This window comes from Gelidibacter gilvus (assembly GCF_004115975.1).
Classification (GTDB): Bacteria; Bacteroidota; Bacteroidia; order Flavobacteriales; family Flavobacteriaceae; genus Gelidibacter; species Gelidibacter gilvus.
This window is the reverse complement of the sequence record NZ_SDDZ01000001.1, coordinates 251,199-278,196: the sequence shown is the minus strand read 5'-3', so window position 1 is coordinate 278,196 and position 26,998 is coordinate 251,199. Positions and strand designations below refer to the sequence as shown.

26 protein-coding genes are annotated in these 26,998 nt (G+C 37.2%); 18 read left to right on the top strand and 8 right to left on the bottom strand.

Annotated elements, in window-relative coordinates:
• Positions 1 to 218: 218 nt before the first annotated feature.
• Positions 219 to 1,739: an HAL/PAL/TAL family ammonia-lyase gene (locus tag ESZ48_RS01225; RefSeq protein ID WP_129015484.1), complete on the bottom strand. Its 1,521-nt coding sequence runs from the start codon at positions 1,737 to 1,739 to the stop codon at positions 219 to 221.
• A 106-nt stretch (positions 1,740 to 1,845) separates the two neighbouring features.
• Here ESZ48_RS01225 and ESZ48_RS01220 point away from each other — a divergent pair, with 106 nt between their 5' ends.
• Together ESZ48_RS01220 and ESZ48_RS01215 are read left to right on the top strand one after the other, a co-directional pair.
• Positions 1,846 to 3,093: an NAD(P)/FAD-dependent oxidoreductase gene (locus ESZ48_RS01220; protein WP_129015483.1), complete on the top strand. Its 1,248-nt coding sequence runs from the start codon at positions 1,846 to 1,848 to the stop codon at positions 3,091 to 3,093.
• A 353-nt stretch (positions 3,094 to 3,446) separates the two neighbouring features.
• Positions 3,447 to 3,677 carry a hypothetical protein gene (locus tag ESZ48_RS01215; protein WP_223266323.1) on the top strand — a complete coding sequence of 77 codons (231 nt, stop codon included), beginning with the start codon at positions 3,447 to 3,449 and terminating at the stop codon, positions 3,675 to 3,677.
• Here the strand turns inward: ESZ48_RS01215 and ESZ48_RS01210 are convergent.
• Positions 3,674 to 4,264, bottom strand: coding sequence for a riboflavin synthase (locus ESZ48_RS01210; RefSeq protein ID WP_129015482.1), 591 nt, complete (start codon positions 4,262 to 4,264; stop codon positions 3,674 to 3,676). The two genes, ESZ48_RS01215 and ESZ48_RS01210, sit on opposite strands and share 4 nt — an antisense overlap.
• 135 nt (positions 4,265 to 4,399) lie before the next feature.
• On the opposite strand from ESZ48_RS01210, the gene pdxA reads away from it, so the two are divergent.
• From pdxA to ESZ48_RS01165, 9 genes are all read left to right on the top strand, one after another.
• Positions 4,400 to 5,446, top strand: a complete 1,047-nt coding sequence (gene pdxA, locus ESZ48_RS01205; RefSeq protein WP_129015481.1) for a 4-hydroxythreonine-4-phosphate dehydrogenase PdxA — start codon at positions 4,400 to 4,402, stop codon at positions 5,444 to 5,446.
• Positions 5,447 to 5,518: 72 nt separating this feature from the next.
• Complete coding sequence (locus ESZ48_RS01200) at positions 5,519 to 6,058, top strand: YceD family protein (RefSeq protein ID WP_129015480.1); 540 nt, start codon at positions 5,519 to 5,521, stop codon at positions 6,056 to 6,058.
• An 11-nt stretch (positions 6,059 to 6,069) separates the two neighbouring features.
• Positions 6,070 to 6,273, top strand: coding sequence for a 50S ribosomal protein L32 (rpmF, locus tag ESZ48_RS01195; RefSeq protein WP_066430995.1), 204 nt, complete (start codon positions 6,070 to 6,072; stop codon positions 6,271 to 6,273).
• A gap of 181 nt (positions 6,274 to 6,454) precedes the next feature.
• Positions 6,455 to 7,450 carry a beta-ketoacyl-ACP synthase III gene (locus tag ESZ48_RS01190; protein ID WP_129015479.1) on the top strand — a complete coding sequence of 332 codons (996 nt, stop codon included), beginning with the start codon at positions 6,455 to 6,457 and terminating at the stop codon, positions 7,448 to 7,450.
• 36 nt (positions 7,451 to 7,486) lie between these two features.
• A complete protein-coding gene (gene accB / locus ESZ48_RS01185) occupies positions 7,487 to 7,963 on the top strand; it encodes an acetyl-CoA carboxylase biotin carboxyl carrier protein (RefSeq protein WP_129015478.1) in 477 nt (158 codons plus the stop codon).
• Between the two features lie 86 nt (positions 7,964 to 8,049).
• Positions 8,050 to 9,402: an acetyl-CoA carboxylase biotin carboxylase subunit gene (gene accC, locus ESZ48_RS01180; protein ID WP_129015477.1), complete on the top strand. Its 1,353-nt coding sequence runs from the start codon at positions 8,050 to 8,052 to the stop codon at positions 9,400 to 9,402.
• A gap of 142 nt (positions 9,403 to 9,544) precedes the next feature.
• Positions 9,545 to 10,660: an NAD(P)/FAD-dependent oxidoreductase gene (locus tag ESZ48_RS01175; protein ID WP_129015476.1), complete on the top strand. Its 1,116-nt coding sequence runs from the start codon at positions 9,545 to 9,547 to the stop codon at positions 10,658 to 10,660.
• A gap of 48 nt (positions 10,661 to 10,708) precedes the next feature.
• Positions 10,709 to 11,404, top strand: a complete 696-nt coding sequence (mtgA, locus tag ESZ48_RS01170; protein ID WP_129015475.1) for a monofunctional biosynthetic peptidoglycan transglycosylase — start codon at positions 10,709 to 10,711, stop codon at positions 11,402 to 11,404.
• The gene (locus tag ESZ48_RS01165) at positions 11,394 to 11,855 is read left to right on the top strand and encodes a 3-oxoacyl-ACP synthase (RefSeq protein ID WP_129015474.1); all 462 of its coding nucleotides are present in this window, start codon (positions 11,394 to 11,396) and stop codon (positions 11,853 to 11,855) included. The genes mtgA and ESZ48_RS01165 overlap by 11 nt, the downstream gene beginning before the upstream one ends.
• 238 nt (positions 11,856 to 12,093) lie before the next feature.
• On the opposite strand, the gene ESZ48_RS01160 is transcribed toward ESZ48_RS01165, so the two are convergent.
• From ESZ48_RS01160 to ESZ48_RS01135, 6 genes are all read right to left on the bottom strand, one after another.
• A complete protein-coding gene (locus ESZ48_RS01160; protein ID WP_129015473.1) occupies positions 12,094 to 13,017 on the bottom strand; it encodes an ABC transporter ATP-binding protein in 924 nt (307 codons plus the stop codon).
• A 68-nt stretch (positions 13,018 to 13,085) separates the two neighbouring features.
• A complete protein-coding gene (locus ESZ48_RS01155) occupies positions 13,086 to 15,251 on the bottom strand; it encodes a prolyl oligopeptidase family serine peptidase (RefSeq protein ID WP_129015472.1) in 2,166 nt (721 codons plus the stop codon).
• 134 nt (positions 15,252 to 15,385) lie between these two features.
• Entirely contained in the window at positions 15,386 to 16,375 is a 990-nt protein-coding gene (locus ESZ48_RS01150; RefSeq protein ID WP_129015471.1) for an aspartate-semialdehyde dehydrogenase, read from the bottom strand.
• 123 nt (positions 16,376 to 16,498) lie between these two features.
• Positions 16,499 to 16,909, bottom strand: coding sequence for a large conductance mechanosensitive channel protein MscL (mscL, locus tag ESZ48_RS01145; RefSeq protein ID WP_129015470.1), 411 nt, complete (start codon positions 16,907 to 16,909; stop codon positions 16,499 to 16,501).
• A 76-nt stretch (positions 16,910 to 16,985) separates the two neighbouring features.
• Entirely contained in the window at positions 16,986 to 18,092 is a 1,107-nt protein-coding gene (gene alr / locus ESZ48_RS01140) for an alanine racemase (RefSeq protein ID WP_129016036.1), read from the bottom strand.
• Entirely contained in the window at positions 18,085 to 18,732 is a 648-nt protein-coding gene (locus tag ESZ48_RS01135; protein WP_129015469.1) for a thymidine kinase, read from the bottom strand. The genes alr and ESZ48_RS01135 overlap by 8 nt, the downstream gene beginning before the upstream one ends.
• Positions 18,733 to 18,835: 103 nt before the next feature.
• Between ESZ48_RS01135 and ESZ48_RS01130 the strand changes: the two genes are divergently transcribed.
• The 7 genes from ESZ48_RS01130 to recJ all read left to right on the top strand — a co-directional run bounded on the left by ESZ48_RS01130 (position 18,836) and on the right by recJ (position 26,804).
• Positions 18,836 to 19,579 (top strand): hypothetical protein, encoded by a 744-nt coding sequence (locus tag ESZ48_RS01130; RefSeq protein ID WP_129015468.1) that lies wholly within the window; start codon positions 18,836 to 18,838, stop codon positions 19,577 to 19,579.
• 3 nt (positions 19,580 to 19,582) lie between these two features.
• On the top strand, positions 19,583 to 20,260 hold the full coding sequence (gene rsmI, locus ESZ48_RS01125) for a 16S rRNA (cytidine(1402)-2'-O)-methyltransferase (protein ID WP_129015467.1): 678 nt from the start codon (positions 19,583 to 19,585) through the stop codon (positions 20,258 to 20,260).
• A gap of 208 nt (positions 20,261 to 20,468) precedes the next feature.
• A complete protein-coding gene (locus ESZ48_RS01120; RefSeq protein WP_129015466.1) occupies positions 20,469 to 21,836 on the top strand; it encodes a dihydrolipoyl dehydrogenase family protein in 1,368 nt (455 codons plus the stop codon).
• 16 nt (positions 21,837 to 21,852) lie between these two features.
• Positions 21,853 to 22,443 (top strand): uracil-DNA glycosylase family protein, encoded by a 591-nt coding sequence (locus ESZ48_RS01115; RefSeq protein WP_129015465.1) that lies wholly within the window; start codon positions 21,853 to 21,855, stop codon positions 22,441 to 22,443.
• Positions 22,444 to 23,011: 568 nt separating this feature from the next.
• Entirely contained in the window at positions 23,012 to 24,430 is a 1,419-nt protein-coding gene (locus ESZ48_RS01110; RefSeq protein ID WP_223266322.1) for an aspartate ammonia-lyase, read from the top strand.
• Positions 24,431 to 24,595: 165 nt separating this feature from the next.
• Positions 24,596 to 25,018, top strand: a complete 423-nt coding sequence (locus tag ESZ48_RS01105; protein ID WP_129015463.1) for an OsmC family protein — start codon at positions 24,596 to 24,598, stop codon at positions 25,016 to 25,018.
• 94 nt (positions 25,019 to 25,112) lie between these two features.
• Positions 25,113 to 26,804 carry a single-stranded-DNA-specific exonuclease RecJ gene (recJ, locus tag ESZ48_RS01100; protein ID WP_129016035.1) on the top strand — a complete coding sequence of 564 codons (1,692 nt, stop codon included), beginning with the start codon at positions 25,113 to 25,115 and terminating at the stop codon, positions 26,802 to 26,804.
• The last annotated feature ends 194 nt before the right edge of the window (positions 26,805 to 26,998 follow it).

Below are 26,998 nucleotides of genomic sequence, written 5' to 3'. Positions count from 1 at the left end.
ATCAGCGACATCTGCGGGAATTAATTTTTTTTCCCGCTGATCACGCAGATTTTCACGGATCGTTTCTGAGTTGGTTTGTAAAATTTATTGGAATTATTTTATTGTTCCTTTCCTCTTAAACGATAAAGTTGTTTTTTTTGAAGATTACCTCTGCCCCGATCTGTGCAATCCGCGGGACACCTTTTAGATGACTCCGACATCCACGGGACACCTTATTCTCATTGATCAATAAGAAAATTCTTCACCGCATTCACATAAGGATACATCACCACATCCTCCTTAAATATTGGAACAATGGCACGAATATCATCATACAGCTGCTTTGTTTTTGTGGATACTTTATCTTTTACGTTCAAGTATTCAATGGCTTGTGTAATGGTGATCAACTCAATAGCGAGTACCTCGAATGCGTTTTCAATCACTTTTTTTGTAATTAAAGCGGCGTTGGTACCCATGCTAACAATGTCCTGGTTGTCATTATTGTTAGGAATACTGTGCACATACATTGGATTGGATAGCATTTGATTCTCCGCCGTAGTTGAGGTCGCTGTAAATTGAACGCCTTGCATTCCAAAATTCAATCCGAGTTTTCCCAGATTGACAAATGGTGGCAAAATTCTATTGAGATTTGGATTGAGCAGGTAATTTAATTGGCCCTCTGCTAACATAGACGTTTTAGTCACTACCAATTTTAGCTTGTCCATTTCTAAGGACACATAATCCCCATGAAAATTCCCGCCATGGTATACATTTTGATTTTTCACATCAATTATTGGATTGTCGTTTGCAGAATTGACTTCTTCGATTAAAATCGCTTCTACCGTATTTAGTGTATCCAAAACGGGACCTAAAATTTGTGGCACGCAGCGTAAAGAATAATATTCCTGGACCTTATCTTCAAAGAACGCTACATTTTTGACGTCATTATATAAATGGTGTTCGCGTTTTTTAATTAAGCTGCTATCCTTTAAATGGTCACGCATGAGTTTTGCAATCTCACGTTGTCCTCTATGTTTTTTTGATTGGTTCAATTCAAAAGAAAGGTGGTCGTCATAGGCGCTCACAATTTCATTAATGGCTGAAGACGCCTTAATCATCCAATTTAAAAGCTTGCGCGTGTAAATAGTATTTACAATGCCGATACCCGTCATCACTGAAGTACCATTCATAAGAGCAATGCCTTCACGAAGTTCTACGGAAATGGGTTGTAAGTTTTCTTTTTTGAAGGCAAATTCTGTCGGATGTTTTTCACCTTTATAAAGGACCTCACCTTCACCAATCATCACCAAAGCCAAGTGAGCTAATTGTACCAAATCGCCACTGGCACCAACGCCGCCATGTTCATAAATAACCGGAGTGATATCTTTATTGATCAATTGGACCATCAGTTCTATAACCGATTTGTGTACCCCTGAATTCCCTAAACACAGGGTGTTCAGTCGCGCCAACATGGCTGCTTTGACATACAATGGCGGAATTAGATTTCCAGTTCCCGAAGCATGGCTTCTGATGAGGTTATACTGAAGCTGTTTGCGCTCTGAATCTTCAATTTTATACTGCGCCATCGGACCAAAGCCCGTGTTGACACCGTAAATAATCTTATTTTCTGAAAATGTCTTTAAAAATTCGAAGCTCTCTTCGACCTTTTCAACAACATTATCTTCGATTTGAATCGATAGATTACCAAATAAAATTTTTTGAAAATCTTTGATTCCTAAGGTTCCATTAAGTACTAACATTCAGATTGGGTTCACAATGTTTTTAAATAGTTCAATATCCAGAAGTAAAGTGGTTATTTTTGTGCTACAAATGTAAAATAATAAATCGTTTAAATCCATTTGCTCTATGAAGGATGTTAAGGTTGATGTTTTGATTATCGGTGCAGGACCTTCAGGTTGCGTTGCCGCCGCTTATTTAAACAAGCATGGTGTCAATGTTAAAGTGATTGAAAAGAGTGTTTTCCCTCGTTTTGTGATTGGTGAAAGTTTATTGCCGAGATGTATGGACCATTTTGAAGAGGTCGATTTATTGGACTGCTTGATTGCCCAAAACTTTGAAGTTAAAAGCGGTGCAAGATTTATAAAGGGCGACACTATTTGCGAGTTTGATTTTAGTGAAAAGTATACGCAAGGATATGATTGGACTTGGCAAGCCCCAAGAGCTGATTTTGATTATGCACTTACAGAAGAATTGAAAAGAAAAGGGGTAGACATCGCCTTTAAACAAGAAGTCATTTCGGTAGAGTTCAATAAAAATGGGTCATCGCAAACCACGGTAAAAACTGAAAATGATGAAACATTTGAAGTTCATGCAAAGTTTATTATTGACTCCAGTGGTTACGGACGGGTCTTGCCGAGACTATTAAATCTTGACAAACCATCATCAATTCCCGAACATTCCTCTATATTCAGTCATGTTAAAGAGCTTGAACGCCCAGCTGGGACGGAAGGTACATTTATAACTTTCGATGTACTCGATACTGATACTTGGTTTTGGGTCATTCCATTCAGCAATGGCAATACAAGTATTGGGTTTGTAGGAAAAACGGATTTCATCAACAGTTTTGAAGGCACACCCGAAGAGCGACTTTCTGAAATGCTAAAAGAGTCGTCCTATTATTATGAACGATTTAAAGATGTTGATTTTCTATTTGAACCTAAAATCATTCAGAATTATTCTAAATCCGTGACCCAACTTTATGGGAAAGGTTATGCCTTAACAGGAAATAGCGCAGAGTTTTTGGATCCTGTATTTTCATCCGGAGTTACTTTTGCCACGGAATCGGGATTAAAAGCTGCAAAATTAATCACCAAAGAATTGCAAAATGAATCTGTCGACTGGGAAAAGGAGTATGCTGAGTATATGAAAAAGGGGGTTTCAGTATTTGCTTCCTATGTTAAGGAATGGTACACGGGGAATTTACAGACCATCTTTTTTGAAGGAACAGACAATCCCGATATTAAAAAACAGATCTGTGCGGTTTTGGCGGGTTATGTTTGGGATGAAACCAATCCGTTTGTAAAGAATCACGATAGATTGATCAAAACATTAGCCAATGTTATCCAATTGAACAAAAGGGTGTCGAAAGAATAGTCAATCATAATTTTTAAAAACTTGTGAATTTGATTCTCACCCTGAAGAGATTCTTGGACATAGATTAATGCGCTGACTTCCAAAATAAGCCCTCAATTACTTTTGTCGGATGTTTTCTGCATTCTGACTAAAATACGAACTGATAATTGTTTGCGTTATAAATTGTAGCTATTTTTAAATAAATTTTTTATGTATCTGAAGGCGTATGCTAAAAATAGATATATTTGGTATAGTGAATTAATAGCAATTTAAGAAAAACGCCATGCACTTTATCGAGGAAACTTGCATTTCATGGATGTTTTTTTTTGTTTTTTATTTTGTTAATTCACTTTTTTTTATACATTTACAACATAATGATCAAACCTAACTTGAAAACTACCGCTATTATCTTATTGATATTAATCAGTATTCCGGGCGTAGCTCAAAATAGTGCTGGTGGGGGTTCAGGCCCTCCGCCTCCACAAGGTGCGACTCCACCTCCAGGTTTGCCAATTGATGATGGATTGATTGTTTTATTCGTTGCTGCGCTTATATATGGAATTTATATAATTGTGAAGTATTCAAAAAAGCATACTCAAGCTTAGATTTTCAGTTCATAAAGTCGTTTAATATATTTCCCAAGAACATCAAATTCTAAGTTCACGAGACTGTTTTTTTCTAAAAACTTAAATGTTGTGTGTTCGTAGGTATAAGGGATAATAGCGACGCTAAATTCATTTTTCTGACTGTTTACTACCGTTAAGCTCACACCATTTACTGTAATAGACCCTTTTTCAATGGTAATGTTATTTAAGGATGCATCGTATTCAAAAGTGAATAACCAACTTCCATTTTGAAATTCAATAGATTTGCAAGTGGCCGTTTGGTCCACATGGCCTTGTACAATATGACCGTCTAATCTGTCGCCAAGCTTCATGGCACGCTCCAAGTTCACCTGATCATCAATTTTCAATCCGCCCAAATTGGTTTTGTTGAGTGTTTCTCTAATTGCTGTAACTGTATACAACGAGCCATTTAAAGAAGTTACCGTTAAGCATACGCCATTATGGGCTACACTTTGGTCAACTTTTAATTCAGAAGTGAAATTACTCTTTAAGGTGATGTCAAGATTATCATGATCATGTTCCAAATTTGTGATCACGCCTAAATCTTCAATGATTCCAGTAAACATATTGTCGAATAATTAGTTAAATTTGCATTTGTATAATGGCTTACAAAGATAAGGCTTTATTAAGAAATTGAGGATCATCTTCTATTTAGAAAACTGTTCCATTTAAGCGCATCGTACAAGATAATTAAAATTAGGATGAAAAAAGAAGAGCAAATTAGAGTAGGGATTTCCATAGGTGATTTGAATGGCATTGGTGCTGAAATCATCTTGAAGACTTTTGAGGATTCCAGAATGCTTGAGTTTTGTACCCCTATAATTTTTGCATCTATAAAAACCATGTCCTTTTTTAAAAAACATTTCGACAGTGGCATTAATTTTCACGGTATAAATGACTTGAGTCAGGTGATTGAAGCAAAGGTGAATGTTTTGAATGTTTGGAAAGAAACTATTGAAATAGCTTTTGGAGAAGAGGATTTAAAAGCAGGAGAATATGCTTTTAAATCGTTGGAAAAAGCCACTGAAGCTTTAAAAAACGATGATATTGATGTATTGGTAACAGCGCCTATCAATAAATTGACCATCCAATCGGAAAGTTTTAATTTCCCAGGCCATACAGATTATTTAGCTAAGGAACTTGGTGGGAACAGTCTGATGTTTATGGTTACTGATAAGCTTAAGGTGGGTTTACTTACAGATCATGTGCCGGTTAAAGATGTGCCGGAACATATCACTGCAAAACTTATTGAAGAAAAAGTCCAGACTATTTATGAATCTTTAGTCAAGGATTTTAGAGTCAATAGACCAAAAATTGCGGTTTTGGGAATTAATCCCCACGCCGGAGATAATGGTGTTATTGGAAAAGAAGATGAGGAAATCTTAAAACCTACGCTTCTGAAAATAAGGGAAAAAGGTAAATTGGTCTACGGACCTTATTCTGCGGATAGTTTCTTTGGTTCTAAAAACTATTTAAATTTTGATGCTATTATTGCGTCCTATCACGATCAAGGGCTGATTCCTTTCAAGACTATCACTTTTGGTGAAGGTGTTAATTATACCGCAGGTTTAACCAAGATACGAACCTCTCCAGATCACGGAACTGCATTTGAAATCGCGGGTAAGGGAACAGCGGATGAAAGTTCATTCAAAGCAGCGGTTTTTACTGCTATTCAGATTTATAAGAATAGAAAGGAATATAAAAAGCTCACTAAAAATCCTCTAAAGAAGGCTACAAAAAAGATGTAAACATTTTTTGTTAATAGCTTTTTTCTAATAAGAAATATTTTCTATATTTGCACCCTCAAAATGAATGCGACCATGAAGCCCTTTAAAGAGTATGACATACAATTTGTAGGATTAAAATTAGGGAAGCACCATTTTGATTATCAAATTGATAAAAAGTTCTTTGAAGATTTTGGGTATGATGAATTTAATGATGCCAATGTGAAAGTGAATTTGCTTTTTGAAAAGAAAGCAACACTCTTAGAATTGGATTTTGAAGCATCAGGTACGGTAAATGTTAATTGCGATACCACTAATGAGCCTTACGACCAAACGATTGACGATGATTTTAATTTGGTTGTAAACTTTGGAGATGAGTACAATGACGAAGATGAAAATATTTTAATCATTCCACATGGTGAATTTGAGCTCAATGTGGCTCAGTACATTTATGAATTGATTATTTTGGCAATGCCGATAAAACGCATCCATCCAGGAATAGAAGATGGTACCTTAAAATCAGAAATACTTACAAAATTAGAAGAACTAAGTCCAAAAGACATAGAAGAAAAAGAAGAATCAGAGGAGATTGATCCTCGTTGGAATACATTAAAAAAACTATTAACGGATAAATAATACGATATAAAATGGCACATCCTAAAAGAAAAATTTCTAAAACCAGAAGAGATAAAAGAAGAACACATTATAAAGCAGTTGTTCCTACAATTGCAACGTGTCCTACTACAGGGGAAGCACACTTATTCCATAGAGCTCATTGGCATGAAGGAAAACTATACTACAGAGGTCAAGTGCTTATAGACAACTCTGAGAAAGAGGAAAATTTAGCATAACTACTATGCATGCATACAAAAAAACGCTCACACTTGGGCGTTTTTTTTATGTTTAATTTTTGAAAGTCTTAAAAACAACTTAATTTGCATCATATTTGACTAAATAATTAGTAAATTCATCTATAATTTACTGCTTTTGGCTGATTTTAGTCAAATTTTGGGTCATTTCTAAATCAAAACGATGAGTAGAATCACTGCAGCAATTACTGCCATAGGAGGATATGTACCTGAATATGTGTTGACAAACCAAATTTTGGAAACCCTAGTCGATACGAATGATGAATGGATAACCAGTAGAACAGGAATCAAAGAGCGAAGAATCCTCAAAGAAGACGGTAAAGGCACTTCTTATTTAGCCATTAAAGCCGCTCAAGATCTCATAGATAAAAAAGGTTTAAATCCGGAAGAAATAGAATTGGTGATTGTTGCTACGGCCACACCAGACATGAAGGCTGCTGCTACGGCGGCCTATACAGCTACGCAAATTGGCGCTATAAATGCATTTTCATTTGATTTGGAAGCGGCATGTTCTAGTTTTTTATATGGAATGTCTGTAGCTGCTCGTTATATTGAATCCGGGAAATATACAAAAGTCCTATTGATAGGTGCGGATAAGAACTCATCAATGATTAATTATAAAGATAGAGCCACATGTATTATTTTTGGAGATGGTGCAGGTGCTGCGCTTTTTGAACCCAATACAGAAGGTTTTGGTCTTCAGGATGAGCTTTTGAGAAGTGATGGAGATGGAAGGGAATTCCTGCAGGCTACCTATGGAGGTTCTTCTTATCCCTCAACACCAGAAGCGATAGCCGAAGGAAAACACTATATTTTTCAAGAAGGGAAGATGGTTTTTAAGAAAGCTGTTTTTAATATGGCTGACGTGACCGAAAAAATATTGGTCAGAAACAATCTACAAAAAGATGATATTGCTTGGTTGGTGCCGCATCAAGCAAATAAACGCATTATTGATGCCACGGCAAACAGAATAGAGCTTGATGATAGTAAAGTAATGGTGAATATTCATAAATATGGAAATACGACATCTGCGACGCTACCCTTGCTCTTATTTGACTACGAAAAGCAACTAAAAAAAGGCGACAAATTGATATTTGTGGCCTTCGGAGGCGGCTTTACTTGGGGTTCAGTGTACCTTACCTGGGCTTATAATTCATAAACTAACTAATCTTTAAATATTTAAATTCTAATTATTATGGATATAAAAGAAATTCAAAACTTAATCAAGTTTGTTGCCAAATCTGGCGCAAGTGAGGTTAAATTGGAGATGGATGATATCAAAATTACCATTAAAACAGGTAGTGAAGATAGAGGAGAATCCACAACTTATGTGCAACAAATTCCAATGGGTCCAGCTCCTGTTGCACAAGCTCAGGCACCACAGGTTGCACCGCAAGCAATTGCAGCTCCTGCTGTTGATGAAAATTCAAAGTTTATTACCATTAAATCGCCAATTATTGGAACGTTTTATCGCAAGCCTTCTCCAGACAAACCAATGTTTGTTGAAGTAGGTAAAACCATTAAAGAGGGTGATGTCTTGTGCGTGATTGAAGCCATGAAATTATTCAACGAAATTGAATCTGAAGTTTCAGGGAAAATTATTAAAATATTAGTTGACGATTCTTCTCCGGTTGAATTTGATCAACCATTATTCTTAGTAGATCCATCATAACCAAATGAAAATTCCAATAGACAAATCTCAAAATCCAATACTTGGAATTTGGTGATTGGAATTTGAAATTTTTAATTTGAAATGTTATGTTTAAAAAAATATTAATAGCCAATAGAGGTGAAATAGCATTGCGCGTTATCAGAACCTGTAAGGAAATGGGCATTAAAACAGTGGCTGTTTATTCTACTGCAGATGCCGAAAGTTTGCACGTCAAATTTGCGGATGAAGCGGTATGTATCGGACCACCACCAAGTAGTGAGTCGTATCTAAAAATGTCCAATATTATTGCGGCAGCAGAGATTACTAACGCTGACGCCATTCATCCTGGTTACGGATTTTTGTCGGAAAACGCTAAGTTTTCGAGAATATGCGAAGAGCACAATATAAAGTTTATTGGCGCTTCTCCAGAAATGATCGAGAAAATGGGCGATAAGGCTTCTGCCAAAGCGACCATGAAAAAAGCGGGTGTTCCTTGTGTGCCAGGAAGTGATGGCATCTTGGAATCCTACGAGCAAACCGAAAAACTGTCAATTGAAATGGGCTTTCCTGTTATGATAAAGGCCACAGCAGGCGGTGGCGGAAAAGGGATGCGTGCCGTTTGGAAATTGGAAAAACTTAAAGATGCTTGGGATTCTGCACGTCATGAGGCGAGAGCTGCTTTTGGTAATGATGCGATGTACCTCGAAAAACTTATTGAAGAACCACGACATATCGAAATACAAATTGTTGGGGATTCTACAGGAAGAGCCTGTCATTTATCAGAACGTGATTGTTCAATTCAACGTCGTCACCAAAAACTGACTGAAGAAACCCCATCACCATTTATGACTGATGAACTTCGAAATGAAATGGGATTGGCAGCAGTTAGAGCTGCAGAATACATTAAGTATGAAGGTGCAGGAACAATAGAATTTTTGGTAGACAAACATCGAAATTTCTATTTTATGGAGATGAATACCCGTATTCAGGTGGAGCATCCTATCACTGAGCAAGTGATTGATTTTGACTTGATCAGAGAACAGATTCTTGTGGCTGCAGGAGTACCGATTTCCGGTAAAAACTATACACCAAAATTACATTCTATTGAATGTCGAATCAATGCGGAAGATCCATATAATGATTTTAGACCTTCCCCAGGAAAAATAACTACGCTTCACGCCCCAGGTGGTCACGGTGTGCGTTTGGATACACATGTGTACTCAGGCTATACGATTCCACCAAATTATGATTCTATGATTGCTAAGTTGATCACCACTGCGCAAACACGTGATGAGGCCATCAGTAAGATGAAACGTGCTTTGGACGAATTCGTAATAGAAGGTATTAAGACTACAATTCCATTCCATCGACAATTGATGGATCATCCAGATTATTTGGCTGGTAATTATACCACTAAATTTATGGAAAGCTTTAAAATGGAAGCTCCAGTTGAAGACTAACAATACAGACTCCGAAAGAAATTTCGGAGTTTTTTTATGCCTATATCATTTTTATATAACGGGAATCCGTATTTAAAAACCATAATGATTTTTATAGGACGAGTTTATAATTCTTACTTTTATACCCCAAAACCAGATAAAAATGAACCTTTCCTATTGGGAAATAAAAAGTTACCTCTCCAATATTGACTACACCATTATTGGTAGCGGCATTGTTGGGCTCAATTGCGCTTTACGGTTGAAGGAGCGGTTTCCAAAAGCTACTATTGTCATTCTTGAGAGAGGCTATTTACCACAGGGAGCAAGCACAAAAAATGCTGGCTTCGCTTGTTTTGGAAGTCTTAGTGAGATTTTAGATGATCTCAATACACATTCTGAAGATGAAGTAATCCAACTGATAGAGAAACGAAGTAAAGGTCTATCATTGTTACGCAAAACATTATCTGATAAGGCCATCGACTACCAACAGAATGGCGGCTATGAATTATTTGATCAACACGATCATGAAGGCTATGATTATTGCATGTCTCATATGGATAAAGTTAATGCACTCCTAAAGCCACATTTTAAGGATGATGTTTTTCAAATCAAAGACAATCCTTTCAACTTTGAAAACATTCAAAAACAACTTAGTTTTACACCATTTGAAGGTCAAATTGACACTGGAAAGATGATGCGATCCTTAACCGATTTGGCGTTAAGCAAAGGCATTCTAATCCTTAATGCAGTTTCTGTAGAGCGTTTTAAAGAATTAAATGGAAACGTACAAATCGAAACAGATAAATTTGAATTTAAAACGAATCAGTTGCTAATTTGTACGAATGGATTCGCATCAAAACTGATAGATGCTGAAGTGAAACCAGCTAGAGCACAAGTTTTAATCACAAAACCGATTCAAAATTTAAAAATTAAAGGAACATTCCATCTCGATAAAGGGTTCTATTATTTTCGTAATATTGACTCGCGAATTTTATTGGGCGGCGGTCGCAATCTCGATTTCAAAACCGAAGAAACCACTGAAATGGTACAGACCGAAATCATTCAAAATAAATTGGAAGAACTTTTGAAAACCACAATTTTACCCAAGACGTCTTTTGAAATCGAACACAGATGGAGTGGCATCATGGGTGTAGGCGTTACAAAACAACCGATTATAAAACAGTTGAGCAATCGCGTGTTTTGTGGCGTAAGGCTTGGAGGTATGGGGATTGCCATTGGTAGTCATGTAGGTAGGGAATTGGCTGATTTGGTGGATTAATTCGCTGAGTTTCCAACAACCTGTATGTAGCTTTAAATAGAATAATTCATGAAAAAAGTATTTAAATTTCTTTTCAAATTGGTCTTATGGCTGTTGGTCATTCCAATAATTGGAGTGGTTGTGTTCAAATGGGTGCCTGTACCGGCGACACCTTTGATGGTCATTAGGTATTTTGAACAGAAAGAAGCCAAAAAAGAAACCGTTTGGAAACACGATTGGGTGCCAATTGAGGAGATTTCTAAAAATTTACAATTGGCGGTTATTTGCAGTGAAGACCAGAATTTTTTAAAGCACAAGGGGTTTGACATGAAAGCCATTGAAAAGGCTTTTGATAACAATCAAAAAGGGAAACGAGTAAGAGGTGCGAGCACCATCAGCCAACAGGTTGCAAAAAATGTATTTCTATGGCCACAGCGCAGTTGGGCTAGAAAAGGAATGGAAACCTATGTCACGTTTTGGATCGAATTGATTTGGTCCAAGGAACGCATTATGGAGGTTTATTTAAACAGTATTGAAATGGGTAACGGAATTTATGGTGCTGAAGCAGCATCTCAATATTGGTTTAAAAAATCGGCTTCAAAGTTGAGCAAAAGCGAGGCTGCCGCCATTGCCGCTATTTTGCCCCGTCCACTAAAATATCGTGCCAATCCGCCAACAAACTATATTGCCGGTCGCAAATTGTGGGTCATGAAACAGATGAGTTTTCACGGTGCTTTAAATTATAATAAGAAGGATGAAAAATGATCCCCATATAAAGCAACATCTTTATGCGCAATGTGTCAATTTTGTTGAAGATCGTTATTCAAAAATCCAAATTCAAATCAATGAGATTCAGGAATCCTTGACTTCGGAGACCAAAAGTAGTGCCGGTGATAAACACGAAACTGGCAGGGCGATGTTACAATTGGAACGTGAAAAAGTTGGTCAACAATTAGCTGAAGTAGAAATTCTTAAAGAAGCTTTGTCTAAAATTGATGTGACAAAGCATTCTGAAATTGTAGGTTTAGGAAGTGTGGTGATGACTTCAAATGCTAATTATTATTTGGCGATAAGTGCAGGTCAAATGACAGCTAACTCGCAATCGTTCTTTGCAATTTCTCCAAATACACCTATGGGATTGCTGTTGATGGGGAAAGGAATTGGAGATGTCGTTGTTTTTCGGGATAGCAAGTTTGTGATTGAAAACATATTTTAAAGACCTCACTCTCTATTTATCTTATAAAATGCCTTATTCTACGAATCTCCAGTTCTGTTAATCCCATAGGATATTTTAGGCGTCCCTTATTTCGAATTGTTTGTCCATCTGTTGTCTTATGCATTGATATCTTTGTTGGCCGATGACAACCATTTAAAATCAATTTCAATCCTGTAGTTTTTCGGATTTAGTTAAAAGTCAAGTAGATATTTTTACAGGAATCAGTTTTAACCAATCTCTATTTAGCAACCTTTAGGCAGATTTCTTGATTCAAATCAAGTGGAGAATCATTCTCAAAAAATATAATATCATCATCTGTACGTCCCTCAATTAAATAATAATGGCCTTTGAAATAATTGCGGTAAACCTTTATTTTTAAATCAGATTTTTCAACCCTTTGAAGTTGATGCGCGTAGATGATTTGATCATTGATGAGATTAAATTCGCCGAAAAATGATGCCGTTAAAGGTATTTGTGGGTTTTTGTAAAGTTCTTGAGGCGATTTGTTAGCGATGATTTTCGAATCGTGCAAGACAATCATTCTGTCAGCATAAGCCAATACGTCTTCACTATCATGAGTAGCCACAATGCAAGCGATATTTTTTTCTTTTAAATAGTTAAACACGCTTCTGCGCAAGGATTGTTTATGAAAGTTATCAATATGGCTAAAAGGTTCGTCTAATAAGATGATCTCCGGCTGATTAGCCAGAGCTCTTGCCAAAGCCACGCGTTGCTTTTGTCCACCACTTAAAGTCTTAACTTTGGTTTTAGCAAAGTCTTCTAATTCGACCACTTCCAAAAGCTCCTGAACGCGTTCTTTTTTTTCTTTTGGAAAGAAATTGGACAGATGTTTGCCAATATTTTCTTCAACTGTTATGAATGGCATCAAGTCAAATTCTTGGGCAACATTTTTCATGAAATCATAGCCCACCACAAGATTGTATTTTGGGCCTAAGATTTCCGTATCATCCCAGAAAATTTGACCTTCATTTAAGTCATATTCTCCATAAATCACTTTTAATAGTGTCGATTTTCCTGAGCCACTTTCTCCAATAATAGAAACGTGTTCTCCTCTATTTACTGAAAAGTTAAGATTATTGAGCACAGGAGTATCTGCGCTTTTTTTAGTGTAAGAGAAGGTAATGTTTTGGACGTTTAGCATCTGTATTTTATAAAGAGACCTGTCAGGTTTTTAAAACCTGACAGGTCTGAAAATCAACTCTAAATTAGTTATCCTTTTATGTTTGATTTGGTTTTATTTGGAAGCACTTTATAGCCCATATTATAAAGCGTAAATCCGAAAACATCGGCGTATTGCTCTATCGTTTTACTCACAGGAGTTCCAGCGCCATGTCCGGCATCCGTTTCAATTCTAATTAATGTTGGATTGGTACCTGTTTGTTTACTTTGCAATTCTGCAGCAAATTTAAAACTATGTGCAGGAACCACTCGGTCATCATGATCTCCAGTTGTGATCATCGTTGCAGGGTATTCTACGCCTTCTTTGACGTTATGGATAGGAGAATAGCCTTTTAGGTAGTCAAACATCTCCTTGTTGTCCTCAGAGGTTCCATAATCATACGCCCACCCAGCTCCTGATGTGAATGTATGGTAACGCAACATATCTAAAACCCCAACTGCAGGGATGGCTACTTTTACTAAATCTGGACGTTGCGTCATGACTGCGCCAACTAAAAGTCCGCCATTTGAACCACCTCTGATGGCTAAATAATCTGATGATGTGTATTTGTTATCAATCAGGTATTCTGCGGCAGCGATAAAATCGTCAAACACATTCTGCTTTTCCAATTTGGTACCCGCATCATGCCATTTTTTACCATATTCTCCACCACCACGAATGTTAGGCACAGCATAAATACCGCCTTGTTCCATCCAAACAGCGTTGGCAATACTGAAAGAAGGTGTCATTGAAATATTGAATCCACCGTAACTATATAGAATGGTCGGGTTTTTACCGTTTAGTTCGACGCCTTTTTTATAAGAAATAATCATTGGTACTTTCGTGCCGTCTTTTGAAGTGTAAAACACTTGTTTGCTTTCAAAATCGTCAGCATTAAATTTAATTCCAGGTTTAATATAAACTTCAGAATTCCCAGTTTTAGGATCTAAAGTGTAAATAGTACTTGGGGTGATATAATTGGAAAATGAATAGTAAACAATCGCATCTTCTTTCTTACCTCCAAAACCGCCAGCACTTCCAACGCCCGGGAGTTTGATTTCCCTAACCAGTTTTCCATCATAGTCGTATTGCATTACTTTAGAAACCGCATCCACCATATAGCTCGCAAATACATAACCACTACCGGTAGAAGCACGTAATACATTTTCTGTTTCAGGAATAAAATCCTTCCAGTTTTCTGGATTCGGATTTGAAGCATCTACAGTAACCACCTTTTGGTTGGGAGCATTTCTATTGGTAATTAAATAGAGTTTACTTCCAACGTTTTCAATGACTCCAGTATCACTATCAGAAGTATCCAAAATGGTAATCATTTTGCTATTTGGTTTTGATAAGTCCTGCATTAATAATTTTGTTCCAGAAGTTGAGTTTCTTGGGTAGATGAATAGGTAGTTTCCGTCTTCAGTAACACTACCACTAACATAACGGTGTTTTTGTGCTTCTGTACCACCATAGATTAATTGGTCTTGTTTCTGTGACGTTCCTAATTTGTGATAAAAGAGTTTATGTTGGTCTGTTTTAGCTGAAAGCTCACTTCCTTTTGGCTTGTCATAGCTTGAATAGTAGAAGCCTTCATTGTTTTTCCATGAAATGCCACTAAATTTGACATCTACAATTGTGTCTTCAATTTGCTTTTTGGACTCGACATCCATAACGATAACTTTTCGCCAATCACTTCCACCTTCAGAAATAGCATAGGCAGCAAGTTTCCCGCTTTTGGAGAAATTAAGACCACCTAAAGAAATGGTCCCGTCTTTACTGAAGGTATTTGGATCTAAAAAGACCTCTTCGTTATCTTCTCCGGTTTTCTTTCTGTAAATAACTGATTGGTTTTGCAAACCGTCATTTTTATAATAATAGGTATAATCACCTTCGATGAAAGGAGCACCTACTTTTTCGTAATTCCAAATTTCTTCCAAGCGCTCTTTTAGTTCTTGGCGATATGGGATTTGCTCTAAATAATTGGCAGTTACTTCATTTTGGGCTTTTACCCAGGCGCCGGTTTCTTCGCTTCTATCATCTTCGAGCCAGCGGTACGGATCTTTTACTTGTTCTCCAAAATAAGTGTCAACGGTATCTACCGTTTTGGTTTCAGGATAAGTCACGGCAATTACATTGGATTTTTTAAGTTCATTTTCGTTTTTACAGGCGGTAATCGTTGTTAAAACTACCATGGCAAGCGCTAAATTTCTCATAAAAGTAAACATGTTAAAAGTTGTGTTCCAAAAATAAACAAAAAAGCCCCTACAATCGGATGTAAGAGCTTTTTTAATATTATGTTAAGAAATCTATCGATGGACAAATTTTCTATATTTAATGAATTATCTGTTTAAATCAGATTTTTATCAATCAAATACTCCGCAATCTGAATGGTATTTGTTGCGGCCCCTTTTCTTAAGTTGTCACTAACGATCCATAGATTTAGAGTGTTTGGTTGAGATTCGTCACGTCTGATGCGTCCAACAAAAACATCGTCTTTTCCATTGGCATAAATGGGCATTGGATAGGTATTGACATCAAGATTGTCCTGAACCACAACCCCAGAAGTTTGGCTTAGCAGTTTGCGAATTTCAGAAACATCAAAATCCTTTTCAAATTCAATGTTCACCGCTTCGCTATGGCCACCTTGAGTAGGAACTCTTACGGCAGTTGCAGTGACTGCGATAGAACGGTCGTTTAGGATTTTTTGGGTTTCCCTGACCAATTTCATTTCTTCTTTGGTGTATCCGTTTTCTTCAAAGACGTCGCAATGCGGAATAACGTTTTTATTTATTGGATAGGGATAGGCCATTTCGCCCTTAATCCCGGCCAACTCATTCTCTAATTGTTTTACCGCTTTCACACCAGTTCCCGTAATGGATTGGTAGGTAGAAACAACGATTCTTTTGATTTTATATTTTTTGTGGAGTGGTGCCAAGACCATCACCATCTGAGTGGTTGAACAGTTTGGATTGGCAATTATTTTATCGTCTTTTGTAAGTTGATGGGCATTGATTTCTGGAACGATCAATTTTTTTGAAGGATCCATTCGCCAGGCCGAAGAATTATCAATGACCGTAGTGCCAACTTCTTCAAATTTTGGAGCCCATTCTAAGGACGTATTTCCTCCTGCAGAAAAGAAGGCAATATCTGGTCTTTTTGAGACCGCCTCTGCCAAACCTATAACTTTGTGAGTTTCGTTTTTAAAGGTAATTTCTTTCCCAACAGACCTTTCTGATGCTACGAGCATCAATTCCGTAAAAGGAAAATTTCGTTCTTCAAGGATTTTTAACAGCACTTCGCCAACCATACCTGTGGCGCCAACAACAGCTACTTTCATAATTAAAAAAATTTAAGTCGCTAAAGTAACCATTTATTCAATGTGTTTTAAGAAGATTTAATAAAAAAAGAACCCGATTCATTGTGTGAATCGGGTTAAAGTTAGAATATGGGTGTAGCGGAATTATTTTTTTAAAGCATCTCTGATTTCTTTCAATAAATCAATTTCAGTTGGTCCAGCAGGAGCTGCAGGCTCTTCTACTTTTTTAGCTCTTACTTTAGCATATGCTTTGACGATCATGAATAATACAAAACCAACAATCAATAAATTGATGATGGAGTTGATCCATTTTCCATAAGCAATTACTGCTGCGCCAGCTTCGGTTGCAACCGCTAAAGATTCATAAGTTTTTCCATCTAAAGCATAGAACATGTCCGCAAAATCGACACCTCCAGAGAAATAACCTACAATAGGCATCATGATGTCACTTACAAAACCATTGACAACCAAACCAACAGCTCCAGCAAGTAAAACTGCTACGGCCAAATCTATGACGTTACCCGTCATGATAAAATCTTTAAATTCTTTCCACATAATTATTGAATTATTAAGTTAGTTATTAAGTAACGAAAATAAGAAAAATATACAACTGTTTAATTTCTGATGGAATTTATTTTTTGATCGTCCGTTTGACACGTTGTGAAATTGCCGTAATCAATTCGTAAGAAATTGTGTTTGCAGAATGCGCCAATTCGTCGGCGGTGTTTGAAGCGTCAAATATTATGACTTCATCACCTTCTTCGCACGCTATTCCGGTGATATTTACCATAATCATGTCCATGCAAACATTTCCTACAATCGACGCTTTTTTCCCCGCAATGATCACAAATCCTTTTTCATTACCGTAGGGTCTTCCAATTCCGTCAGCATGGCCAATGGGAATTGTTGCCGTTCTCATAGAAGACTTGCTTTTATAAGCGCGATTATAACCTACAGTTTCGCCTTCTTCTATGTCATGTATTTGAGAAATAACCGATTTAAGCGAAGCAATGGGTTTAAAATATTTATTTTCCATTTCTGAATTTCCAAAACCATATAAACCTATCCCACTTCGTACCATATCAAACTGGGCATCGGGATAGTTCAATATTCCGGAAGTATTGCACATATGGAGCATAGGTTGATAACCAAAAAACGATTTAAATTTTTCTGATATGCTTTTAAAGGAATTTATTTGATGCATCATAAATTCCTTTTCGGATGGATCTTCACTTGCTGCCAAATGAGAAAAAATCGATTTCACGCTGACGGCATTCGATGCGTTTAGCTTTGAATAAATGTCTTCCACCTCGTTTTCAGAAAAACCCAATCGGTTTAGTCCGGTATTAAACTTTAAATGTATGGGATAGTCTTTTTGGTTTTTTTCAGCAGCGATCTGTACGAAGGCATTGAGCACTTTATTGTTATAAATGCTGGGTTCCAAACATCTGTCTATAATGGTGCTAAAACCAACAGGCAAAGGATGCAACACCAAAATTGGTTTTGTAATACCTGCATCTCTTAGCGCGACGCCTTCATTGGTATAGGCCACTGCAAAATAATCAACATCCAAATTTTGCAGATGAAGCGCGATTTGATCAGCGTCATGACCGTATGCAAATGCTTTAACTACGGCGAGAAATTTGGTGTTTTTTTGGAGTTTGGATTTGAGATATTGAAAATTATGCTTTAAGGCTGAAAGATCAATTTCGAGAGTGGTTTCTTGCGTTTTAGGCATTGGGATTTTTCGATTTTTCATTGAGTTCTAAGGCATCGTTGACCTTCATCCCTCTTATTTTGTCATTTAACATGGCTTTGTAAAAAGCACCACGGCTCAAGGGTTCATATTCATCCACCTCTCCTAAAAGTACCAAAGCATCACTTTGGGCTTTTCTGTAGCTGTATTGTGCTAAGTTTCCTGTACGTGTGCAAATGGCGTGGACTTTAGTAACATACTCGGCAGTGGCCATTAAATATGGCATAGGACCAAACGGATTCCCTTTAAAATCCATATCCAATCCGGCAACTATCACTCTGACACCTTTATTGGCTAAGTCATTACAAACCCGAATGATTTCATCGTCAAAAAATTGTGCTTCGTCAATCCCGACCACATCACAACCGTCAGCCAAAATGGGAATATTAGCGGCTGCAGGTACCGGAGTTGAGCGAATTTCATTGGCGTCATGAGATATGACCATGCCTTCATCATAACGCACATCAACGGTGGGTTTGAAGATTTCAACTTTTTGTTTTGCAAATTGGGCGCGCTTAAGACGCCTGATCAATTCTTCAGTCTTACCAGAGAACATAGAGCCGCAAATAACCTCAATCCACCCAAATTGTTCTTTAGGATTTACTGTATTTTCAAGAAACATTTCGTAATTTTAACACTAAAACAAAGCCTACCTTCGTTTGATATAAAGGTGGCGCAAATTTACCAAAAATCAAAAGCATAAATTAGAATTAAAGTTAAAAGTTATGAAGAAGAAGTTGGAGTCTGAATTAATGAGTATTGCACATCGCATTCTAAAATTAAAAGGAAGGGAGAATGTTAAGGAAATGCACCGTGAAGTGGGGCTGCTATATGAAAAATTGAGTGTTTTGAAATTTGCCAATGAAAATTTAGAACAAAATATGCCTACTATTGGCGTTGATTCGTCATTCTTTGAGATGTTGGATGTGGCCTTTAACAATAAAATAAGTGATAATATTGAACGTGATGACAAAATTTATGTCAACCTCGACGAAGTAGAAGATGACGGTATTATGGAGCCCGTCATGGAGAAAATTAAGGACATGGTAGCTCAAATGCCCCATGAGACACACCAAATAGATGCATTTATCCAACAATCACTTCCTGAAATACCAGAAGATGAACTAGAAGATAAGGACGATTTTGAGGAATTGACTGCTGGTTTTAAAAACATGCCAGTTTTTGATCCTGTTCCAAATTCAAATGAGAAGTTGAAAAAATCCTTAAATGACAAACTTAAAAACGGAATCAATATTGGCCTTAATGATAAAATAGCATTTATAAAACATCTTTTTGATGGCCAACGAGAAGATTATGATCGTGTGCTTTCTCAAATCAATACCTCAAGTTCTTTAGATGAAGCAATAAATTTAATCCAAAACATTGTCAAACCGGATTATAATAATTGGCTGGGGAAAGAAGATGTTGAAGATCGATTTATGAAGATTATAGAAGGAAAGTTTGATTAATTAATGAGTAAATTATACATCGTTCCCACGCCCATAGGCAATTTGAAGGACATGACTTTTAGGGCGGTTGAGGTTTTAAAAGAAGTCGATTTAATTTTGGCAGAGGACACACGCACTTCCGGCAAACTCTTAAAGCATTATGAAATTGCAACGCCTTCCCAATCCCATCACATGCACAACGAGCACAAAACGGTGGAGCTTTTGGTTCAGAAGATAAAATCTGGTACTACGGTTGCTTTAATTAGTGATGCAGGAACGCCAGCTATTTCTGATCCTGGATTTTTGTTGACACGTGCTTGTATTGAGCATCAGATAGAGGTGGATTGTCTCCCTGGAGCGACTGCTTTTGTTCCAGCGTTGGTGAATAGCGGCATGCCCAATGACAAGTTTGTGTTTGAAGGATTTTTACCCGTCAAAAAAGGAAGACAGACGCGGTTATTGCTTTTAGCTGAAGAAACCCGAACTTTAATTTTTTATGAGAGTCCACATAAACTCATTAAAACTTTGGCTCATTTTTGCGAGTATTTTGGTGAAGACCGTCCCGTCTCCGTTTCTAGGGAGATGACCAAGCTTTATGAAGAGACCATTAGAGGTACTGCAAAAGAAGTCTTGGAACATTATACTGCAAAGCCACCCAAAGGCGAAATCGTGATTGTGGTTGGTGGCAAACCAAAGGAGTAATTCTTTTTGAATTTTAGGACGACCACGATCAAAACATAGTTAAGGTAGATTTTAAATAATAACACCGATATTATCGATCATTGACGTCTTTGTTCTATGTTCTAGCAGCGCATCGGTCTTAATTCCTTATCGGACATTTTGGATTTTATTTCTAAACTTTAGATTTTTCCTAACATAATTTGTCGGAAATTTCGGTATCTTAATCCTTATGAAAAACACTAAAAAGAAACACTACGACGTTTTTGTCATTGGAAGTGGTATTGCTGGACAAACTGCTGCAGAGATTTGCAGGGAACACAACCTGAGTGTTGCCATTGCTGATAATCGGGAATTTGGAGGTACCTGCGCCAATAGAGGTTGCGATTCCAAAAAAATATTACTTCAATTTTCACATCTGGTCTATCAAAGTAGAAATTTAAGAGGACGAGGTGTTGAAAAGTTGCCAAAACTGAATTGGAAGAAAGTCCAAAAGTTTAAAAGGTCGTTTTCTGACCCGATTCCGCCAAATACAGAACAAAAGCTAAAAGATTTAGGAATTTCACTGTATCACCAATCGCCAAATTTCATTAGTAAAACTGAAGTTGAGGTGGAAGGCAAAGTGGTTTCTGCGGATCATTTTATTATTGCCACCGGAAATATTCCTAGGGAACTCGACATTGAAGGCAAGGAATTCCTGAAATTAAGTGAAGATGTTCTGAATTTTAAGAAAATTCCAAAGTCCATCACCTTTATTGGGTCTGGTTATATCGCCATGGAGTTTGCCTGTATGTTGGCAACTTTGGGTTGTAAAGTGACTATTCTAGAAAGGGACAAGACCTCTCTTGCGAAATTCGATGACTATTTGGTAAAAAAATTAATCACCAAAATGGAAAATTTAGGAGTGGCGTTTATTTTTAATGCCGATGTCACTGGGATCCAAAAATTGAAAAAGAATTTAAAAGTATCGTATTCAGTTGACGGAAAATCAAAGACCCATAAATCTAGAAAAGTGATTAATGCCACAGGCAGGGTTCCAGCCATAGAAACCTTAGACCTGGAGAAGGCAGGGATTGAAGCAGATAAGGATGGCATTGTGGTCAATGATCATTTACAGAGCAAATCGCACCCAAAGGTTTATGCCTGTGGTGATGTCTCCAACAAATCTCCATCGCTGACACCGCTTTCTGGTCTGCAAGGTTATATTGTGGGGAACAATGTGGTTAAGGAGAAGTCAAAGACTTTAGATGTGCCTTGTGTGCCTTCAACGGTATTTACTACGCCAAATTTATCCTCAGTTGGTTATGGTGAAGAAGAAGCCAAAGCGCGTTATAAGAGCGTTAAAATTTATCAAGGTGATTGCAGCAATTGGTTTAATGCGAAAAAGGAAAACGAAGACACCTATGCTTACACAATTTTAGTCAATGAACGAACCGATGAAATTGTGGGCGCTCATATTTTAAGCTCAAAAGCCAACGAAAGTATCAATGTTTTTGCAACTGCAATCTATAATAAAATGACGGTTAAGGAATTTAAACGGATGATGTTGACCTATCCTTCGTATAGCATGGATTTTAAAAAGATGATGGAGAATAAATAACAGAGCTAAAATTGTAATGCAAGATTTACTTCATAATATTAGAAATTGCAGTCTCTGTAAAGCTCATTTACCACTAGGACCAAGACCGGTAGTGACTGCACACCCACATTCTAAAATCGTGATTATTGGTCAAGCGCCAGGAACCAAGGTGCACGCTTCTGGAATTCCTTGGGACGATGCCAGTGGTAAACAATTGCGGAAATGGTTAGGTGTGACCGCCGAAGAATTTTACGACGAGAATAATTTTGCAATTGTGCCAATGGGATTTTGTTATCCAGGGAGAGGGAGAGGAGGCGATTTACCACCTCGACCAGAGTGCGCCCCACAATGGCACGAACAGCTTCTGGAGTTTATGCCGAATGTTGAATTGGTACTTTTAATTGGGATGTACGCCCAAAAATACTATTTGAAGAAAAACGCCAAGAAAACCCTGACCGAAACCGTTGCCGATTATCAGGAATATTTGCCTAATTATTTTCCTTTGCCACATCCATCGCCTCGCAATCGGTTTTGGTTGACGCGGAATCCTTGGTTTGAGGAGGAAGTGGTATCGGAGTTGAAAAAATCAATAAATACTATTCTGAAACTAGAATCTGATCAGAAATAATAGTCAATAGAAATTTCATCTCCGCAACTGAGTATTCGAAATTATTTTGGAGAGGCTTTCAAAAAATCAATCAAATTTAAATTTATAATCACAAGATTATTTGCTGAAATTTCTGTTTCATTCATCCTCATAACTAAGATATATGATCCTTATTTTGATTTTATCTTTCCATAAATAGGTGCAGTTCCATCATTGTTTAAAGTCTTCATTTCATTATCACTAAATCTACTCTTATAAAACGCGTGACAATTGTCAAAATCTTATAATAGGCGGTCTGATTTTCTAAATCAACAGTTTGACTATTGCTAAATTAGGAATGCTAAAATTCACTCTGTCAGGCTTCATTTGCTTTTAAAAACGAGCATTGCGTAATGAGCTTAATTCATTAATTTTAGCGTTTTATTTATTTTTCATCATTATAAATATGATTAAAAAAATGAATATAATCTGCTTTTAATCAGTGTTTTAAATAAATATAGAAACAATTGACTTCCTGATTATCAGTAAGTTAAAGATTATTGCGCTTTTAAGCGAAAACGATATCAAATAGATGATAAAACACAATACTATGAAAACCAGAATAGAAGAAGACTTACTTGGTAAATTGGAAATTAACGACAATGTTTATTACGGTATTCATACACAACGCGCCATCAATAATTTTAAGATTTCACAATCAAAAATCCTAGATTATCCTTTATTTATAAAAGGGATGATTATTACTAAAAAAGCTTCTGCCTGTGCAAATAGGGAGATTGGTACCGTGTCACCAGAAAAGGCAGATATGATCATCAATGCTTGTGATGAAATTTTGGACAATCTAAAGACCTACGCAAAATATTTTCCATCGGATGTGTTTCAGGGAGGTGCAGGAACTTCGGTCAATATGAATGCCAATGAAGTTATAGCAAACGTGGCTTTGGTAATGAACGGCTATGAGAAAGGTCGTTATGATATTTTGAATCCAAATGATCATGTCAACAAATCGCAGTCTACCAATTGTGCCTATCCTACCGGTCTTAGAGTGGCAATATATTACTATATGAACCATCTTTTGGAAAAAATTAATATCCTTACCACACGTTTGGACATAAAAGGGACAGAGTTCAAAAAGGTATTGAAGATGGGCAGGACGCAATTGCAAGATGCTGTGCCAATGTCTTTGGGGGATGAATTTTCGGCATGGTCCACAAATTTGAAAGAGGAAACAAAAATGCTCAAAATGTGTAGAGACGTGATCTTGCCAGTAAATCTAGGTGGGACTGCAATTGGCACACGAGTAAACTCCCCAAATGGATTTTCTAAACTATCAGTTGGCTATTTGGCAAAATTCACTAAAGCTAGTTTTGTTGAGGCGGATGACCTAATTGAAGCCTCTTTTGATTGTGGAGACTACGTGATGATTTCCGGTGGATTAAAAAGAACCGCAGTTAAGTTGTCAAAAATATGCAATGACTTACGATTATTGTCATCAGGGCCGCGTTGTGGTTTCCATGAAATAAACCTACCCGAAATGCAAGCAGGGTCTTCTATCATGCCCGCCAAAATCAATCCAGTTATTCCTGAAGTGGTCAATCAAGTGTGCTTTAAAGTTATTGGGAATGATGTGACCATATCTTTTGCTGCAGAAGCTGGGCAATTGCAATTAAACGTCATGGAGCCTGTTATTGCGCATTGTATTTTTGAATCGATAGAATTACTCTCTAACGCCTGTGTGGCACTTGCCGAAAAATGTGTGTTGGGAATCACTGCAAATGAAGTTCATACTAAAGAAATGGTGTACAATTCGGTGGGGCTTATTACATTCTTGTGTCCCTATATCGGTCATCATATGGGAGATTTGATTGGGAGAGAGGCCATCGCAACAGGTAGATCCATACGTGAACTTATTCTTGAAAAAAAGCTGCTTTCTGAGGAGGAATTAGACATGATCCTTAGTCCTATAAACTTAATGCATCCGGAATACACGGCATTAGCTCTAAAATAGCAGCATGATGGTCTTGGAAACTTTCCAATATTCTTTTTCAGGTTAAATTTATTGCCTTATTCTAAAGGGATAATCTTGATATTTAATAGTATTTTTGGATGAAAGAATATAACCTTGGAAGTTGTTCTCACTTTAGACTGCTTCCTAATTTTAAATTGATAAAAAATGGAAGATAAAGTCATTACGCACTGGAAAGGGAACTCACAATTTGAATCTGATAATCCAAGTGGAAAAACCTTATTAATGGATACTTCAGAAGAAAATGGTGGGTATAATTCTGGATTGCGACCAAAAGCCATGATGCTTTCTGCACTTGCAGGATGCTCGGGACTTGATGTGGTTTCGGTTTTGAATAAGATGAAAGTAACAGTTTCAGATTTTAGAATGGATACTTATGGCCAATTGACGGAAGAACATCCAAAATATTACCATACGGTTTCTGTGGAATATCATTTTTACGGCGAAAACCTAGATGAAAGTAAAATTAAGAAAGCGGTCGATTTATCCATAGAAAAATATTGCGGCGTCATGGAAATGTTTAGAAGATTTGCAAAAGTGAATACATCGATCCATTATCACAATAAATAGTTTTCAACTTAGACCTGAAAGCTTTTAAAAACCTGCTAGGTCTGAGATCAATTAAAACTTGAAACATTTTAAACCTGAAACCAGAAACGAAAAAATGCGTTGGACCTTAAAACCAAAACCAGAGCTTTCCAAAATTAAGCAGTTGTCCGAAGCCCTACAGGTGGAGCCGACTATTGCTTCTTTATTGCTTCAGCGTGGTATTGAGACTTTTGAAGAAGCCAAACAATTTTTTAGGCCAAGTCTTGATGAATTACATGATCCTTTTTTAATGAAGGATATGGACAAAGCGGTGGAGCGTATTGAAAAGGCAATCGCTGCATCTGAAAACATATTGGTGTTTGGGGATTATGATGTGGACGGAACAACGGCAGTAGCTTTAATGTCTTCTTATTTAAAAACCAGAATACATAGTGTTGCAACTTATATTCCTGATCGTTATGATGAAGGTTATGGCGTTTCAATAAAAGGAATAGATTTTGCCCATGACAATGATTTTTCATTGATCATTGCCCTCGATTGTGGTATAAAAGCCATTGATAAAGTTGCTTACGCTAAAGAAAAAGGGATTGATTTTATTATTTGTGACCATCATAGACCTGGTTTTGAACTTCCAGATGCTGTGGCCATTTTAGATCCAAAACGTGAAGATTGTACGTATCCTTATGACGAATTATGTGGGTGTGGGGTTGGTTTTAAATTGGTCCAGGCTTTAGCGTCCAGAGACGGGAAGTCCATTGAGGATTTAACTGAATATCTCGATTTAGTGGCTACAGCTATTGGAGCCGATATTGTACCAATTACTGGTGAAAATAGAACTCTTGCTTATTTCGGCTTACAAGTGATCAATGGGCAGCCTCGCGCAGGCATTAAAGCGATTATCGCACAAACAAAAAAAACCGAATTCACCATTACCGATGTGGTTTTCATAATAGCACCACGGATCAATGCTGCAGGACGTATGAAACATGGGAACCACGCCGTAGCTTTGTTGACGGAGGAAGATGAAGAACTTGCCCAAGCGTATGCCCTGCAAATTGAGCAGTTCAACACCGATAGAAAAGAAGCCGATCAGCAAATTACCCAAGAAGCTTTACTGCAGATTGTGGAATATGAAGAACAGGAGCGTTTCACTTCAGTCGTTTTTCAAGACTCTTGGCATAAAGGTGTTATTGGCATAGTGGCATCGCGCTTAATTGAAACGTATTACAGACCCACTTTGGTTTTTACAAAAAGCGGGGATAGATTGGCGGCCTCAGCCCGATCTGTATCTGGATTTGACGTATATAATGCTCTGGAAGCGTGCAGTGTGCATATTGAACAATTTGGTGGACATAAGTACGCCGCAGGTTTGACGCTCAAAGAAGAAAATTATGAAGCCTTTAAACAAGCTTTTGAAGATGAGGTTTCAAAAACGATAGATAGAGCTTTATTGATTCCTGAAATCCGAGTGGATACTCAAATAGATTTCAAAGATATTACGCCTAAATTTTACCGTATTCTAAAACAATTTGCTCCTTTTGGACCGGGGAACATGGCACCAGTTTTCATGACCGAAAACTTACAGGATACAGGTTATGGAAAACGTGTTGGAGGCGAGGATAAACATTTAAGAATTACGGCCAGACAAGGGAATTCGGCAAATATAGTGGGCATTGGTTTTAACTTAGGGGATAAATATGATTTGATCACGGATAAAAAACCTTTTAAAGCGGTGTATTCCATCGATGAAAACCATTGGCAAGGTCAGGTTAGCCTGCAATTGAAATTAAGGGATATTAAAGCCTAATCAGCCAATACTATTTTTCGTTCCACCTGTAAGGTTTTCTAAACCTTGTAGGTCTGATTTCAGCAAGTTATAATTAGAATCACCACTATTTTAGAAAACAAAAAACTAAAATAACATCGCCCGTTGTTTTACATTTGTAGTAAAATTTAAGCGCTTTTTAGTCAAACATATCACTGTTCTAAAAGGCCTGAAGT

Excerpts from the sequence above, each read along its gene's own strand:
- ESZ48_RS01225 (WP_129015484.1), bottom strand. The coding sequence starts at position 1,739 with ATGTTAGTACTTAATGGAACCTTAGGAATCAAAGATTTTCAAAAAATT.
- ESZ48_RS01220 (WP_129015483.1), top strand. The coding sequence starts at position 1,846 with ATGAAGGATGTTAAGGTTGATGTTTTGATTATCGGTGCAGGACCTTCA.
- ESZ48_RS01215 (WP_223266323.1), top strand. The coding sequence starts at position 3,447 with ATGATCAAACCTAACTTGAAAACTACCGCTATTATCTTATTGATATTA.
- ESZ48_RS01210 (WP_129015482.1), bottom strand. The coding sequence starts at position 4,264 with ATGTTTACTGGAATCATTGAAGATTTAGGCGTGATCACAAATTTGGAA.
- pdxA (WP_129015481.1), top strand. The coding sequence starts at position 4,400 with ATGAAAAAAGAAGAGCAAATTAGAGTAGGGATTTCCATAGGTGATTTG.
- ESZ48_RS01200 (WP_129015480.1), top strand. The coding sequence starts at position 5,519 with ATGAAGCCCTTTAAAGAGTATGACATACAATTTGTAGGATTAAAATTA.
- rpmF (WP_066430995.1), top strand. The coding sequence starts at position 6,070 with ATGGCACATCCTAAAAGAAAAATTTCTAAAACCAGAAGAGATAAAAGA.
- ESZ48_RS01190 (WP_129015479.1), top strand. The coding sequence starts at position 6,455 with ATGAGTAGAATCACTGCAGCAATTACTGCCATAGGAGGATATGTACCT.
- accB (WP_129015478.1), top strand. The coding sequence starts at position 7,487 with ATGGATATAAAAGAAATTCAAAACTTAATCAAGTTTGTTGCCAAATCT.
- accC (WP_129015477.1), top strand. The coding sequence starts at position 8,050 with ATGTTTAAAAAAATATTAATAGCCAATAGAGGTGAAATAGCATTGCGC.
- ESZ48_RS01175 (WP_129015476.1), top strand. The coding sequence starts at position 9,545 with ATGAACCTTTCCTATTGGGAAATAAAAAGTTACCTCTCCAATATTGAC.
- mtgA (WP_129015475.1), top strand. The coding sequence starts at position 10,709 with ATGAAAAAAGTATTTAAATTTCTTTTCAAATTGGTCTTATGGCTGTTG.
- ESZ48_RS01165 (WP_129015474.1), top strand. The coding sequence starts at position 11,394 with ATGAAAAATGATCCCCATATAAAGCAACATCTTTATGCGCAATGTGTC.
- ESZ48_RS01160 (WP_129015473.1), bottom strand. The coding sequence starts at position 13,017 with ATGCTAAACGTCCAAAACATTACCTTCTCTTACACTAAAAAAAGCGCA.
- ESZ48_RS01155 (WP_129015472.1), bottom strand. The coding sequence starts at position 15,251 with ATGAGAAATTTAGCGCTTGCCATGGTAGTTTTAACAACGATTACCGCC.
- ESZ48_RS01150 (WP_129015471.1), bottom strand. The coding sequence starts at position 16,375 with ATGAAAGTAGCTGTTGTTGGCGCCACAGGTATGGTTGGCGAAGTGCTG.
- mscL (WP_129015470.1), bottom strand. The coding sequence starts at position 16,909 with ATGTGGAAAGAATTTAAAGATTTTATCATGACGGGTAACGTCATAGAT.
- alr (WP_129016036.1), bottom strand. The coding sequence starts at position 18,092 with ATGCCTAAAACGCAAGAAACCACTCTCGAAATTGATCTTTCAGCCTTA.
- ESZ48_RS01135 (WP_129015469.1), bottom strand. The coding sequence starts at position 18,732 with ATGTTTCTTGAAAATACAGTAAATCCTAAAGAACAATTTGGGTGGATT.
- ESZ48_RS01130 (WP_129015468.1), top strand. The coding sequence starts at position 18,836 with ATGAAGAAGAAGTTGGAGTCTGAATTAATGAGTATTGCACATCGCATT.
- rsmI (WP_129015467.1), top strand. The coding sequence starts at position 19,583 with ATGAGTAAATTATACATCGTTCCCACGCCCATAGGCAATTTGAAGGAC.
- ESZ48_RS01120 (WP_129015466.1), top strand. The coding sequence starts at position 20,469 with ATGAAAAACACTAAAAAGAAACACTACGACGTTTTTGTCATTGGAAGT.
- ESZ48_RS01115 (WP_129015465.1), top strand. The coding sequence starts at position 21,853 with ATGCAAGATTTACTTCATAATATTAGAAATTGCAGTCTCTGTAAAGCT.
- ESZ48_RS01110 (WP_223266322.1), top strand. The coding sequence starts at position 23,012 with ATGAAAACCAGAATAGAAGAAGACTTACTTGGTAAATTGGAAATTAAC.
- ESZ48_RS01105 (WP_129015463.1), top strand. The coding sequence starts at position 24,596 with ATGGAAGATAAAGTCATTACGCACTGGAAAGGGAACTCACAATTTGAA.
- recJ (WP_129016035.1), top strand. The coding sequence starts at position 25,113 with ATGCGTTGGACCTTAAAACCAAAACCAGAGCTTTCCAAAATTAAGCAG.